The 13,521-nt window shown below is 58.4% G+C and carries 12 protein-coding genes; 9 read left to right on the forward strand and 3 right to left on the reverse strand.

Features of this window, described 5'->3' with window-relative positions; genetic code table 11:
- Window positions 1-63 precede the first annotated feature (63 nt).
- The 4 genes from GKQ23_RS11410 to pdxY all read left to right on the forward strand — a co-directional run bounded on the left by GKQ23_RS11410 (window position 64) and on the right by pdxY (window position 3,435).
- A complete protein-coding gene (locus tag GKQ23_RS11410; protein WP_056241643.1) occupies window positions 64-381 on the forward strand; it encodes an MliC family protein in 318 nt (105 codons plus the stop codon).
- A 47-nt stretch (window positions 382-428) separates the two neighbouring features.
- On the forward strand, window positions 429-1,085 hold the full coding sequence (gene pdxH, locus GKQ23_RS11415; RefSeq protein ID WP_056241637.1) for a pyridoxamine 5'-phosphate oxidase: 657 nt from the start codon (window positions 429-431) through the stop codon (window positions 1,083-1,085).
- 136 nt (window positions 1,086-1,221) lie between these two features.
- Entirely contained in the window at window positions 1,222-2,496 is a 1,275-nt protein-coding gene (tyrS, locus tag GKQ23_RS11420; protein WP_212411143.1) for a tyrosine--tRNA ligase, read from the forward strand.
- A 78-nt stretch (window positions 2,497-2,574) separates the two neighbouring features.
- Entirely contained in the window at window positions 2,575-3,435 is an 861-nt protein-coding gene (pdxY, locus tag GKQ23_RS11425) for a pyridoxal kinase PdxY (RefSeq protein WP_056241782.1), read from the forward strand.
- Between the two features lie 255 nt (window positions 3,436-3,690).
- Here the strand turns inward: pdxY and gstA are convergent, their stop codons facing one another.
- Both gstA and dtpA read right to left on the reverse strand, forming a co-directional pair.
- Window positions 3,691-4,296: a glutathione transferase GstA gene (gstA, locus tag GKQ23_RS11430; RefSeq protein WP_056241631.1), complete on the reverse strand. Its 606-nt coding sequence runs from the start codon at window positions 4,294-4,296 to the stop codon at window positions 3,691-3,693.
- 141 nt (window positions 4,297-4,437) lie between these two features.
- Complete coding sequence (gene dtpA / locus GKQ23_RS11435; RefSeq protein WP_056241628.1) at window positions 4,438-5,904, reverse strand: dipeptide/tripeptide permease DtpA; 1,467 nt, start codon at window positions 5,902-5,904, stop codon at window positions 4,438-4,440.
- A 775-nt stretch (window positions 5,905-6,679) separates the two neighbouring features.
- On the opposite strand from dtpA, the gene betI reads away from it, so the two are divergent.
- Genes betI through betA form a run of 3 tightly spaced genes read left to right on the forward strand, consistent with a single transcriptional unit; the run spans window position 6,680 to window position 10,448 of the window.
- Complete coding sequence (gene betI, locus GKQ23_RS11440) at window positions 6,680-7,279, forward strand: transcriptional regulator BetI (RefSeq protein WP_056241625.1); 600 nt, start codon at window positions 6,680-6,682, stop codon at window positions 7,277-7,279.
- Between the two features lie 10 nt (window positions 7,280-7,289).
- Window positions 7,290-8,756, forward strand: a complete 1,467-nt coding sequence (betB, locus tag GKQ23_RS11445) for a betaine-aldehyde dehydrogenase (RefSeq protein ID WP_212411145.1) — start codon at window positions 7,290-7,292, stop codon at window positions 8,754-8,756.
- 45 nt (window positions 8,757-8,801) lie between these two features.
- A complete protein-coding gene (gene betA / locus GKQ23_RS11450; RefSeq protein ID WP_212411147.1) occupies window positions 8,802-10,448 on the forward strand; it encodes a choline dehydrogenase in 1,647 nt (548 codons plus the stop codon).
- Window positions 10,449-10,999: 551 nt separating this feature from the next.
- Here the strand turns inward: betA and GKQ23_RS11455 are convergent.
- On the reverse strand, window positions 11,000-11,191 hold the full coding sequence (locus GKQ23_RS11455; protein WP_212411149.1) for a hypothetical protein: 192 nt from the start codon (window positions 11,189-11,191) through the stop codon (window positions 11,000-11,002).
- A gap of 93 nt (window positions 11,192-11,284) precedes the next feature.
- Here GKQ23_RS11455 and GKQ23_RS11460 point away from each other — a divergent pair, with 93 nt between their 5' ends.
- Together GKQ23_RS11460 and GKQ23_RS11465 are read left to right on the forward strand one after the other, a co-directional pair.
- Window positions 11,285-12,172 (forward strand): LysR family transcriptional regulator, encoded by an 888-nt coding sequence (locus tag GKQ23_RS11460; RefSeq protein WP_212411151.1) that lies wholly within the window; start codon window positions 11,285-11,287, stop codon window positions 12,170-12,172.
- Window positions 12,173-12,295: 123 nt separating this feature from the next.
- On the forward strand, window positions 12,296-13,477 hold the full coding sequence (locus tag GKQ23_RS11465; protein WP_212411153.1) for a PLP-dependent aminotransferase family protein: 1,182 nt from the start codon (window positions 12,296-12,298) through the stop codon (window positions 13,475-13,477).
- Window positions 13,478-13,521: the final 44 nt, after the last annotated feature.

The following is a 13,521-nucleotide window of genomic DNA, read 5'->3' on the forward strand; positions in this document are numbered from 1 at the left end:
TTGCAATCGGCCGACGGGACGTTTTACCCTGCCGGGTGAACCTAACGTAACCAGGAGAAGACGATGAAGAACGGAATGATGGTGGCGGCGCTGTTGACCCTGTCCGGCTGCAGCTATTTTCAACACGGCGAATCCCAGCCGGTGAAAACCCTGCATTACACCTGCGGTACGCTGCCGCTCACCGTGAAGCTCGACCGCGCGCGCGAAGAGGTTAACCTGATCCTCGACGGCAACCCGCTGACTCTGAAACAGCAGGTGGCCGCGTCCGGCACCCGCTACAGCGACGGCCACTACGTTTTCTGGTCGAAAGGCGACACCGCCTTCGTTGAGCGCAACGATAAAATTATCATCGACGACTGTCGGCTGCAGCCCGGCAGTTAATTGCTAACCCCGGGGCCGCGTGCCCCGCCAGTACAGAAGCCTGAACCATGAGTGACAGTGATCATCTGCAACAGATTGCCCATTTACGTCGCGAATACACCCGTGGCGGACTGCGCCGTAACGATCTCCCGGCCGACCCGCTGGCCCTGTTCGAACAGTGGTTTCAGCAGGCGGTAGACGCGCAGCTGCCGGACCCGTCGGCCATGAGTGTGGCGACGGTGGATGAGCAGGGGCAGCCGTATCAGCGCATCGTGCTGCTCAAGCACTTTGACCAGCAGGGCATGGTCTTCTACACCAACCTCGGCAGCCGCAAGGCGCAGCATCTGGAGAAAAATCCCCGCATCAGCCTGCTGTTCCCCTGGCATATGCTGGAGCGTCAGGTGATGGTGCTGGGCAGCGTTGAGCGCCTGTCGATGCTGGAAGTGGTGAAGTACTTCCACAGCCGCCCGCGTGACAGCCAGCTGGGGGCCTGGGTATCGAAGCAGTCGAGCCGCATCTCCGCCCGCGGCGTGCTGGAGGCTAAATTCCTTGAAATTAAGCAAAAATTCCAGCAGGGCGAGGTGCCATTGCCGAGCTTCTGGGGTGGCTACCGCATCAAAATTGACTCGATGGAGTTCTGGCAGGGCGGTTCTCACCGTTTACATGACCGCTTTTTCTACCAGCGCAGTGGCGAGTCGTGGCAAATTGACCGCCTTGCACCCTGAAAACGCGAAATAATGCCGTTAAGCGCTGGATCGCAATCTCCCAGCGCCTTATTCTATAACCCTATTTTTTCTCTCCGCGCAGAGCGGAAAGCTGTGTACCAGCTTAGGTGCAGACTTTTTTTATATGGAGTCTTAGATGGCCAGCAGTAACCTGATCAAACAATTGCAAGAGCGGGGCCTTGTCGCCCAGGTAACGGACGAGGAAGCGTTAGCAGAGCGACTGGCGCAGGGGCCAATTGCTCTCTATTGCGGCTTCGACCCGACCGCCGACAGCTTGCATTTGGGGCATCTGGTGCCTTTGCTTTGCCTGAAGCGCTTCCAGGACGCCGGCCACACGCCGGTGGCGCTGGTTGGCGGAGCCACCGGCCTGATCGGTGACCCGAGCTTCAAAGCCGCTGAGCGTAAGCTGAACACCGCCGATACGGTTAACGAGTGGGTGGAGAAGATTCGCCAGCAGGTTGCACCCTTCCTGAACTTCAACGACCAGAAAAACAGCGCTATCGCGGCCAACAACTATGACTGGTTTGGCGGCATGAGCGTGCTGACCTTCCTGCGCGATATCGGTAAGCACTTCTCTGTTAACCAGATGATTAACAAAGAAGCGGTCAAACAGCGCCTGAACCGTGATGACCAGGGGATCTCGTTTACCGAATTCTCCTACAACCTGCTACAGGGCTATGACTTTGCCTGCCTGAACGAGCGCCATAACGTGGTGCTGCAGATCGGCGGTTCCGACCAGTGGGGTAACATCACCTCCGGTATCGACCTGACCCGTCGCCTGCATCAGAACCAGGTGTTTGGCCTGACCGTTCCGTTGATCACCAAGTCAGACGGCACCAAATTTGGTAAAACCGAAGGCGGCGCGGTATGGCTGGATGCGAAGAAAACCAGCCCGTACAAGTTCTACCAGTTCTGGATCAACACCGCCGACGCTGACGTCTACCGCTTCCTGAAATTCTTCACCTTTATGAGCATTGAAGAGATCAATGCGCTGGAAGAGGAAGACAAAAACAGCGGCAAGGCCCCGCGTGCGCAGTACGTGCTGGCCGAGCTGGTTACCCGTCTGGTGCACGGCGACGCCGGCCTGACCGCCGCACAGCGTATCACCCAGAGCCTGTTTGCCGGCAGCGTGGCGGAACTGAACGAACAGGATCTGGCGCAGCTGGCGCAGGACGGCATGCCGAGCGTGACGCTGGAAGCCGGTCAGGATCTGCAGCAGGCGCTGGTTGACGCCGATCTGGCGCCATCGCGTGGCCAGGCGCGTAAGCTGATCTACGCCAAATCGGTCAGCATCAACGGTGAACTGCAGACCAACAGCGAATACGGTTTCAGCGACGCCGACCGCCTGTTTGGCCAGTACACGGTGCTGCGCCGCGGTAAAAAGAACTACAGCTTAGTCTGCTGGAAATAAAAACAGTGTGGGCGAGCCCGCCTCGCCCTCTGAAGCCGGTTCGCCCGGCTTTTTTTATTGGCAAGAAAGGTCGTGATGATGAAAAATATTCTCTCCATCCAGTCCCACACCGTGTTTGGTCACGCGGGCAACAGCGCCTCTGAATTTCCGATGCGCCGCATGGGCGCAAACGTTTGGCCGCTGAACACCGTGCAGTTTTCCAACCACACCCAGTACGGGCACTGGACCGGATCGGTAATGCCGGCCAGCCATCTGACCGATATCGCCCGCGGTATCGGCGACATTGACCGCCTGAAAACCTGCAACGCGGTACTCAGCGGTTACCTCGGCTCGGCCGAACAGGGTGAAGCGATCCTGGAGATCGTCAGGATGGTCAAGGCGGCCAACCCGGATGCATGGTACTTCTGCGATCCGGTTATGGGCCACCCGGAGAAGGGCTGCATCGTGGCGCCGGGGGTGGCGGAGTTTCACGCCAACGCCTCGCTGCCGGCCAGCGACATTATTGCGCCAAACCTGCTGGAGCTGGAGATGCTCAGCGGCCACGAGGTGGCTGACCCGGAACAGGCGGTGGCCGTCTGCCGCGAGCTGATCGCCAAAGGGCCGAAAGTGGTGCTGGTGAAACACCTGGCGCGCGCGGGCTACCGAAGCGATCGCTTTGAGATGCTGCTGGTAACCAAAGATGAAGCCTGGCATATCAGCCGGCCGCTGATCGACTTTGGCGTCCGTCAGCCGGTCGGCGTTGGCGATCTGACCAGCGGCCTGCTGCTGGTGGATCTGCTGCACGGCCTGTCGCTACAGCAGGCGCTGGAGCACGTGACCGCTGCGGTGTATGAAGTGATGCTGAAAACCCATCAGATGGGTGAGTATGAGCTGCAGCTGGTGGCAGCTCAGCAGGCGATTGCCGAGCCGCAGCAGCATTTCGCCGCGGTGAAGCTGTAATTAAAGCAGGGCAGAGCAGCGTGGCTCTGCCCGATGCAGTGCTTAACTACGCGCAGTTAACGGCAGCCTGACTCAACGATAGCCAGCCGTGAAGATAACAGCCACTTTTTTCAACGACAGCCAGCCGCGAAGATTACAGCCATCTGATTCAACGGTTGTCACTTCACACCAGCAACCGCTAATCAACGGCTGCCGTTCTGCCTGGCTATCTGCAGCCGACCCGGACGTTATTCATCCGGGCCCGGCTTTCGTCACTCAGTTCAGGCCTTCCGCCTTCAGTGCCGCCATCACCGCCGGGCGCGCCGCCACCCGTTCAAACCAGGCGTTTAACGCATCCAGACCGCTCAAATCCAGTTTTACCGCCTGCGCCCAGCGGGTGACGGTAAACAGATAGGCGTCGGCGACGGTAAAGCGCAGCCCCATCAGCCACTGTTTCTCATTCAGTTCGTTATTGACATAGCTGAACTTTTGCAGCAACTGCTGGCGGCTAAGGGTTTTATACTCTTCCGGCGTGGTTGGGCGGAACAGCGGGCTGAACCCTTTATGCAGTTCGGTGGCGATATAGTTCAGCCACTCCAGCGTATGGTAACGCGTCAGGCTACCGGCCGGGGCCAGCAGCTGGCGGTCGCTTTTCAGATCGGCCAGATACTGCACGATGGCCACGCCTTCTGTCAGCAGAGAACCATCATTCAGCAGCAGAGCGGGCACCTGGCCTTTAGGGTTGATGCGCAGGTAATCTTCACCCTGTTCGGTCTTTTTAGTCTGCAAATCAACGTTGACCAGCGAGAAATCGAGGCCGGTTTCGCGCAGGATAATATGAGGGGACAGCGAACAGGCGCCGGGCTTACAGAACAGCTTCATTGCGTTCTCCTGAGATGAGGGGACGTAAACTGTTTTTATCTTACTGCGGCGGGGGGAAAATGTCAGCGTGGGGCGAGGGTCAGATCGCGGTTTATCGTAAAAAGGGTGAGCCTCAGCGGCCCACCCTGTGGTTTACAGCGCTTACTGACCCTGGGTCATACGGTTCAGCTTAGGAGCGGTTAACAGCATCAGGACCGCAATCGCGCCGGTCACGATACCGATCTTCAGGAACACGTCGCCGTAGGTGTGCAGTGACAGCAGGGGATCGGTGATATCTTCCGGCACCGCCATCAGGCTGGCGACCTTACCGGCCACCATCGCCGCGCCGGCGGTGGTCAGGAACCATGAACCCATGATAAAGCCCATCAGACGCTGTGGCACCAGCTGCGCTACCATCGCCAGGCCTAGGCCGGAGATCATCAGTTCGCCGATGCTCTGCAGGCCGTAGCTGAGGATCAGCCAGTTGACCGACACGATGCCCTGCTGGCTGGCGAAGCTGGCCCCCAGCGGCAGCACCAGGAAGGCGGCCGAACACAGCACCATCCCGACGGCAAACTTGTGGGGCATCGGCAGGCGGTCGCCCATTTTGTTGTACAGTGCGGCGAGGAGCGGGCTGAAGATCATAATCCAGAACGGGTTAAGCGCCTGGAACTGCTCCGGCTGGAAGGTGATGCCGAGAATGCTGTGCTCGACGTTGCGGATGGCGAAGAAGTTCAGCGAGGTCGGCATCTGCATATACAGCACAAAGAACACGATCGCTTCCAGCATCAGCAGGAAGGCGACAATCATCTTACGCCGCGCCGCGCCCTTCAGCGCCAGGCCCTCTTTGAAGAACACCAGCACGATACCGGCGGCGATCAGCGCCAGCACCATGCGGGCGATGCCCTGATTGTGCAGCAGCCAGGAGGCCAGCACGATCAGCACCACCACGCCGGCCAGGGTAGCGATCAGTTTGCCAACGTTAAGCGGCGCAAAATCGGGTTTAGAGCCGTAGGCGCTGACCGCTTTACGGAACAGCATAAAGTTCAGCAGGGTGATCAGCATGCCGACGAAGGAGAGCGAGAACGCCACGCTCCAGCCATATTTCGCCGCCAGCCACGGTGTCGCCAGCATTGAGAAAAATGAACCGATGTTGATCGACATGTAGTACATGGTGAACGCACCATCCAGCCGCGGGTCGTCTTTCTCATAGCAGGTGGAGAGCAGGGCAGAGGGGTTGGCTTTAAACAGTCCGTTACCGACGGCGATGGTTGCCATACCGAAATAGACCAGCGCCAGATTATGGCCCGACCAGGCGATTAAGCCGTAGCCCAGCGCCAGCACCAGCGTACCCAGCACGATCACACGCTTGGTACCCAGAACCTTATCACCCAGCCAGCCGCCGATGGCGACCATACCGTACACCAGCGCGCTGAAGGAGGAGAACAGCACCACGGAATCGGCTTCGGACATCCCCAGCATTTTAACCAGGTAGACCGCCATGATCCCTTGCAGACCGTAGTAGCCAAAACGTTCCCAAAGCTCGATGGTGAAGATCAGATAAAACGCTTTCGGTTGCTTAAAAGCATTGAGGCTTGGCGCCTCGGGTTGTTTGTTTGCAGTTGACACTCGTACCTCTGAAAGTCATACCCTGTTTTGTGGCAGGAATTAAGTCAGCATAACGCGCCGGGCACGTTCACCTTTTTGTTATTGGATGTGAAAAACGCTGAACAATTTCGCCTATCGTGTGGCATCAGGCAAGCTTTTTTTCTGTGCGTAATAAGTCGTTACACAAGGGGTTTATCTGGTCATTTAAGCAACGCAATAGATTTTAATGCTTTTTGGGTGTGGTTAAGGAGTTTTAACGACGCAGGTTAGCGTAGATTTTCGCCTGCGGGTAGCCGGGTCTGCTGCAGGCTTCTTACCAGATTTAAATATTATAAATGAGATGCTTATCAGGTTTATATCTGGAAAAAATGGCGTTATGCCGCTGTACGGTGTTGTCAGAATCTGGCTTAACGGTGGGTTATCTTAGTGACGGGTAGCGTGTCATTTTTATCACATCAACCTGTGATAATACTCCCGAAGAAAGAAGTTTATGCTGAGTTAAGCGCGTTTTTACCGATTATTACCTTATATTCAGGGCTGTTTTTCACCGTTTTTAAGGCAATGTTATGTGAGGAGGGCTTATCACCCGTCTTTAACCGGTCTTACCTACGATTCAGGTTAACGGGGGAGATCGCGAAAAGACTCCCTGACTCCCTGACTCCCTGACTCCCTTGCACTCTGCACAATCCTTGTCTTTTCTTAGCGCATCAGATCTGCATCTGGATTTTTATTGATTGAACGTTCAATATAAAAAAGTTATCCTTGTTCTCATTCACTGGCTACAATTGATAAAGCGATGCCAAAAGTTGGAATGAAAGCGATTCGTCAGGCGCAGTTGATTACCGCCACCCTGACCGTGATTGACCGGGTTGGGCTGGCGGATGCCAGCCTGGCGCTGATTGCCCGCGAGGCGGGCGTCTCCACCGGGATTGTCAGCCACTATTTTGGCGACAAGAGCGGCCTGCTGGACGCCTGTATGCGCCAGATTCTGGCCGACCTCTACCAGGCGCTGGAGCGCCACCGGCAGCAGGCAGAACCGGACGCCGAGGCGCGCATCAGGGCGATTATCGACGGCAACTTCGATATCACCCAGATCACCGTACCGGTGCTGAAAACCTGGCTGGTATTCTGGGCCGACAGCCTGCACCAGCCCGAACTGCGCCGTTTACAGCGGGTAAACGATCGGCGTCTGCATTCCAACCTGACCGCGCAGTTTCGTCGGGTGCTGCCCAGAGAGCAGGCCCGCGCCGCCGGGGCCAGCCTGGCCGCGGTGATCGACGGCGTCTGGCTGCGCATGACGCTGGCATCTCAGCCGATGGAGCAGGGGCTGCAGCAGGCCCGCCTGCTTTGCTACCAAAATCTTGCGCTGTGGCTGAACAGCGCACCCACCCACTGAAGGAGGCAACATGGCCGATTTACAACGCCGTGGTTTATACATCAACGGACAGGAAGTTGCAGGGACGGGTGACATCTTCACCACCGTCAACCCCGCCAACGGCGAGGTTCTGGCGGAAATCACCGGCGCCAGCCAGCAGGATATCGATGCGGCTGTTGCCTCTGCGCAGGCCGGGCAGCGCATCTGGCGCGGCTATACGCCGGTTGAGCGCAGCCGTGTGCTGTTAAAAGCGGTGGCTATTCTGCGTGAGCGCAATCAGCAGCTGGCCGAGCTGGAAACCGCCGATACCGGCAAACCGATTAGCGAAACGGCGGCGGTGGACATCGTTACCGGTGCCGACGTCCTGGAGTATTACGCCGGTCTGGCGACGGCGGTTGAGGGGCAATCCATCCCCCTGCGCGACAGCGCGCTGGTCTATACCCGCCGCGAACCGCTGGGCGTCTGTGCCGGTATCGGCGCGTGGAACTACCCGATCCAGATCGCCCTGTGGAAAAGCGCCCCGGCGCTGGCCACCGGTAACGCGATGGTGTTCAAGCCAAGCGAAGTGACGCCGCTGAGCGTGCTCGAGCTGGCGCACATCTTCACCGAAGCCGGCCTGCCTGATGGCGTGTTTAACGTGGTGCAGGGTGCCGGTAGCGTGGGTCAGGGGCTGAGCCAGCACCCGCGGATCGCCAAGGTCTCCTTTACCGGTGAAGTGAACACCGGCAAGCGGGTGATGGCTGACGCCGCGCTGGCTAACCTGAAGTCGGTGACCATGGAGCTCGGTGGCAAATCACCGCTGATCGTGTTTGACGATGCCGAACTGGAACGGGCGGTCGACGGCGCGATGATGGCGAACTTCTACAGCAGCGGCCAGGTCTGTACCAACGGCACCCGCGTCTTCGTGCAGCGCTCGCTGCTGCCGGCCTTTGAAAAACGCCTGGCAGAGAAAATGGCTGGCATCCACTGCGGCGACCCGCGCGATCCGGCGGTGAACTTTGGTCCGCTGGTCAGCGAAACCCACTGCCGCAAGGTGGTTTCCTACCTTGAGATCGGCAAACAGGAGGGCGCACGCGTGCTGTCCGGCGGCTCCCGCATCACCGAAGGCCCGCTGGCGAAAGGCTGCTACGTAGAACCGACGGTGTTTACCGACTGCCGTGATGATATGCGCATCGTGCAGGAGGAGATCTTCGGGCCGGTAATGAGCATCCTGGCGTTCGATGACGAAGAAGAAGTCATTCAACGCGCGAACAACACCGAATATGGCCTGGCGGCCGGCGTGTTTACCCAGTCTCTGAACCGTGCGCACCGGGTGATTCATCAGCTTGAAGCCGGTATCTGCTGGGTGAACAGCTGGGGTGAATCGCCGGCGCCGATGCCGGTCGGTGGCTATAAGCAGTCCGGTATTGGCCGTGAAAATGGCCTCGAGACGCTGCACCACTATACGCGAACCAAATCGGTTCTGATCGAGATGGGCGACTATCCATCCGCATTCTGATTTTCTGCCGCGGCGCTTGCGCCGCGGAACATTCCAGGAGGAATCATGCAGACATTCGACTATATCATTATTGGTGCCGGCTCCGCAGGGAACGTACTGGCAACGCGGCTGACCGAGGATGCTGACGTATCGGTACTGTTACTGGAAGCCGGCGGTAAAGATCACCGCTGGGACTTCCGTACCCAGATGCCAGCCGCTTTGGCTTACCCGTTGCAGGGTAAACGCTACAACTGGGCCTTTGAAACCGATCCGGAACCACATATGGATAACCGCCGTATGGAGTGCGGCCGCGGTAAAGGGCTCGGCGGTTCGTCGCTGATTAACGGCATGTGCTACATCCGCGGTAACGCGATGGACTACGATAACTGGGCGAAAAAGCCCGGTCTTGAAAACTGGTCCTACCTTAACTGCCTGCCGTACTTCCGCCGCGCCGAGAAGCGCGATATCGGCGCTAACGACTGGCACGGCGGCGAGGGTTACCTCAGCGTAACTACGCCGAAAAGCGGTAACAACCCGCTGTATCGCGCCTTTATCGATGCAGCGAAGCAGGCCGGGCATGCGGAAACCGACGACCTTAACGGCTACCGTCAGGACGGCTTCGGCCCGATGGACCGCACCGTAACGGCAAAAGGCCGACGCTCCAGCACCGCGCGCGGCTACCTCGACGTGGCGAAACAGCGCAGCAACCTGACCATCGTCACCCAGGCGCAGACCGACCGCATCCTGTTCGAAGGTAAAACGGCAACCGGCGTCTGCTGGTGGCGTCACGGCAAACAGGAACAGGCTCAGGCAAAACGTGAAGTGCTGCTGTGCGCCGGGGCGATTAACTCACCGCAGATCCTGCAGCGCTCCGGCGTTGGCCCGGAAGAGTGGCTGCGCGAGCTGGATATTGACGTGGTCCACGCGCTGCCGGGCGTCGGGCGCAACCTGCAGGATCACCTGGAAGTCTATATGCAGTACGGCTGTAAACAGCCGGTCAGCCTCTACCCGGCGCTGCAGTGGTGGAACCAGCCGGCGATCGGCGCCGAGTGGCTGTTCAACGGCACCGGCGTCGGGGCCAGCAACCAGTTTGAAGCCGGTGGTTTTATCCGCAGTGACGATAAGCCGGACTGGCCGGATCTGCAGTACCACTTCCTGCCGGTAGCGATCAACTACAACGGCAGCAGCCCGGTAAAACAGCACGGTTTCCAGGCTCACGTCGGCCCGATGCGCTCGATGAGTCGCGGACGTATCAAGCTGACCTCGAAACATCCCTACGCCGCGCCGTCAATCTTCTTCAACTATATGTCTGAAGAGCGCGACTGGGTGGAGTTCCGTAACGCGGTGCGCCTGACGCGGGAAATTATGCGGCAGCCCGCGCTGGCCGCCTACTGTGGTGAAGAACTGCAGCCGGGCAGCCAGGTGCAGAGCGACGAGCAGATCGACGCCTTTATCCGCGAACATGCGGAAACCGCCTACCATCCGTGCGGCAGCTGCGCGATGGGCAACGACGAGATGTCGGTGGTGGACAGCGAAGGGCGGGTGCACGGCATGCAGAACCTGCGCGTGGTCGATGCGTCGATTATGCCGCAGATCGTCACCGGCAACCTCAACGCGCCTACGGTGATGATTGCCGAGAAGATCTCCGACGCCATTCGCGGCAAAGCGCCGCTGCCGCTCTCCACGGCGGACTACTATCAGCTGGAACGCTAACGGCTAACGGCGGGGAGCGATCCCCGCCGTACGCGATCCCGCTTATCTCCTCACTCCGACGTTGCCGTCCTTTCCCGCCTTTACGCTTCTCCGATGTTGCCTTCCGGCCCCGTTTTTTTCTTATCTGACGTTCCCGACCGATCCCGCCTTCATCACGTTCCTGACTTTGCCGCCAGATCAACCGTTGCTGACCTTATCTTCTTGCCTCAGCGAGACACAACACTTAACGAGGCTATTTATGGTCACTCAGTCTAAAGAGCTGATTCTACAATCGCTACACTTGTGTTGACCGCCCGAGAAGGGGCTGGCCGTTACTCAAATTGATCTACTATTTTCAACAGCCATTTAGCTTTGCTTTAAGGAAAAATGAAAAATTTAAACGGCATGGTATTTTTTAAAAAATTAATTTAACTTGCCACCTGGCGAATTGGTTTTCGCAGTAGATATTTATGCTCACAGAAAAAACGTCACGCCTGCTGTGTGAATAAAATTAACCCCGTGCCTCCGCGCATCTTACGGGATGTGTAGGGGGGTTGCTGTATAAATAACTGTTAATTATGCTTAAATTTCAATGAATAGTACTTTTCCAGCGCCTCTCTGCTGTTGTCTGCCTGCAACCTTAACGGCGACAGGCTGAACTGTTGTAGCAACAGTGAACGGATAATTTCACCGGCATCGGCATCATTTAACGACTGCGGAACCAGCGTGGTATCTTTACTGAGAAATACAAAATGCTGACTCATAACTATCCCCTTATTAACGCGATGAAGGGGATTGTAATTAACGCGCACCGGTTAATATAATGAATAATTGTCTGCGTTTGATAACGGAACAGAATGGATACCCGACAGTTACAGGCCTTTATCACCCTTGCCGGTACCGGCAGCTACCGCAGCGCCGCTGAGCAGCTGTGCCTGACCCAGCCCGCGCTAACCAAACGCATCCAGGCGCTGGAGCTGTTATGGGGTGTGACCCTGTTTACCCGTGGTCGCCACGGCGCAACGCTGACCGCTGCGGGGCAGCAGCTGCTGGAAAAAGCGCAGAAGCTGGTAAAAGAGGGGGCGGAACTGCAGCAGCTGGCGGCAGAGGTCGCCAGCGGCAAGGCCGGTCAGCTGGCGATCGGTTTTGGAATATCCGGCATTGCCGATGCGCCGCGCCGGGTAGCGGCGTTTCGCCAGCACTATCCGCAGGTTAGCGTAAGCCTTGAGGATATGTCCTCAGCCGAGCAGGCCATTGCGCTGCTGAACGGATCGCTGCAGCTGGGATTTATGCGCCTGCCGGTGGAGCCGCCGCTGAGCGGTATGTCGCTACGCTGCGAGACGCTGGCGCTGGCCGTTGCACGGCCGCAGCGTGAGGCGGTGGCGACGGCGTTGGCTGCCGGGCCGGACTATCAGGTACTTGAGCGCCTGCCGCTGCTGGCGCTGCATCAGGAACGGGCTCCGGGCCTGAATCAGCAGATCGCCCGTTTTCTGGCGCTGCATCAGCTGCAGCCGCAGGTGCAGCAGTACGCGCGGGATATACAGACGCTGCTGGCGCTGGTGGCCGGCGACAACGGCGTGGCTATCCTGCCGCTAAGTGCGCTCACCGTTGCCTCAGCGGAAGTGGTGATGTTGCCGCTGCATGGCCCCTTCACCCGCTGGGACACCGGTCTGGTGTGGAACCCGCTGCGGCCGGATGCGCTGCGCGATCGCTTTATCGCGCTGGTCAGCCAGCCTGCGGCGTAACCCGCACATTATGCAAAGTAATGCCTTTTTTTGTCACCGTGCGATTAACATCGCTTGCCACGGGCTGGGGTTGTGAATAGAGTGAATAAACCCATTTTTACCGGATACAGGCACAATAATAAAATGCACGATCAGCAACTTGCAACCCGCGCCAGCGAACTGAAACCTTCCGCCGTACGTGAACTCCTCAAACACAGCAAACTGCCGGGCGTGATCTCGCTGGGCGGCGGCATTCCGGCACCGGAACTGTTTGACCGTGAAGGGCTGGAGCTGGCGGTCAGCCAGGTGATGAGCGGCAATTTTAACGATGCCTTCCAGTACGGGCTCAGCGAGGGCTATTCGCCGCTGCGCCAGTCGGTCAGCGAGCTGTGCCGCCTGCGCGGCGTAAACTGCCCGGCCGAAGAGATCTACATTACCTCCGGCTCGCAGCAGTCGCTGGATATCGTGGCGCGTACCCTGCTGGATCCGGGTGATGTGGTAGTGGTGGAGCGCCCAACCTATCTCGCCGCGCTGCAGGTGTTTCAGCTGGCGCAGGCCAATATTCAGAGCGTTGATACCGACGATGACGGCATGCTGGTTGAACAGCTGGCCGACCTGCTGACCACCACTAAGGTGAAGATGGTCTATCTGGTGCCTACCTTCGGCAACCCGGGCGGCAAAACCCTGAGCGAAGAGCGCCGCGCCCGCGTAGTGGCGCTGGCCAAAGAGCACGGCTTTATCATTATTGAAGATGACCCGTACGGCGAAATTAACTTCACCGAAACCCGCTGGAAAACCCTCTACCAGCACGCGAAGGAGCTGGGCTGCGCGGACCAGGTGATCTACACCTCTACGCTCTCCAAGATCCTCGCCCCGGGCCTGCGTATCGGCTGGCTGGTGATGCCGGAGTGGCTGGCGGGCAAGGCGATTATCGTCAAGCAGGCTACCGATCTGCACAGCAACTCGATGACGCAGATCGTCACCGCGCAGTACCTGGCGCTGAACCGCCTGCCGCAGCAGATCGCGCTGATGCGCGAGTTCTACCACAAAAAAGGGGAGATTCTGGCTAACGCGCTGCGCGAGAAACTGGGCGACCACATTGAGTTCAGCCAGCCAAAAGGCGGCATGTTCCTGTGGGCGCGCTTCCGTTACGAATTCGACACCACCGCCTGGCTAAGCAAAACGCTGGCCAACGGCGTGGTCTACGTACCGGGCGAGGCCTTCTACAACGACGCCCCGGATAAACGCACCCTGCGTCTCTCCTACTCAACGGTTTCCGACGCTGACCTGGTCACCGCGGTAGAACGCCTGGCTAAATCGCTGTAAGTCACTGACCGCTGCGGCGGCACAATAAAAAACGGGCAGGGGGA

This window comes from Erwinia sp. E602 (genome assembly GCF_018141005.1).
Lineage (GTDB): Bacteria > Pseudomonadota > Gammaproteobacteria > Enterobacterales > Enterobacteriaceae > Erwinia.

Coding starts and splice junctions, on each gene's coding strand:
- GKQ23_RS11410 (WP_056241643.1), top strand. CDS start 64: ATGAAGAACGGAATGATGGTGGCGGCGCTGTTGACCCTGTCCGGCTGC.
- pdxH (WP_056241637.1), top strand. CDS start 429: ATGAGTGACAGTGATCATCTGCAACAGATTGCCCATTTACGTCGCGAA.
- tyrS (WP_212411143.1), top strand. CDS start 1,222: ATGGCCAGCAGTAACCTGATCAAACAATTGCAAGAGCGGGGCCTTGTC.
- pdxY (WP_056241782.1), top strand. CDS start 2,575: ATGAAAAATATTCTCTCCATCCAGTCCCACACCGTGTTTGGTCACGCG.
- gstA (WP_056241631.1), bottom strand. CDS start 4,296: ATGAAGCTGTTCTGTAAGCCCGGCGCCTGTTCGCTGTCCCCTCATATT.
- betI (WP_056241625.1), top strand. CDS start 6,680: ATGCCAAAAGTTGGAATGAAAGCGATTCGTCAGGCGCAGTTGATTACC.
- betB (WP_212411145.1), top strand. CDS start 7,290: ATGGCCGATTTACAACGCCGTGGTTTATACATCAACGGACAGGAAGTT.
- betA (WP_212411147.1), top strand. CDS start 8,802: ATGCAGACATTCGACTATATCATTATTGGTGCCGGCTCCGCAGGGAAC.
- GKQ23_RS11455 (WP_212411149.1), bottom strand. CDS start 11,191: ATGAGTCAGCATTTTGTATTTCTCAGTAAAGATACCACGCTGGTTCCG.
- GKQ23_RS11460 (WP_212411151.1), top strand. CDS start 11,285: ATGGATACCCGACAGTTACAGGCCTTTATCACCCTTGCCGGTACCGGC.
- GKQ23_RS11465 (WP_212411153.1), top strand. CDS start 12,296: ATGCACGATCAGCAACTTGCAACCCGCGCCAGCGAACTGAAACCTTCC.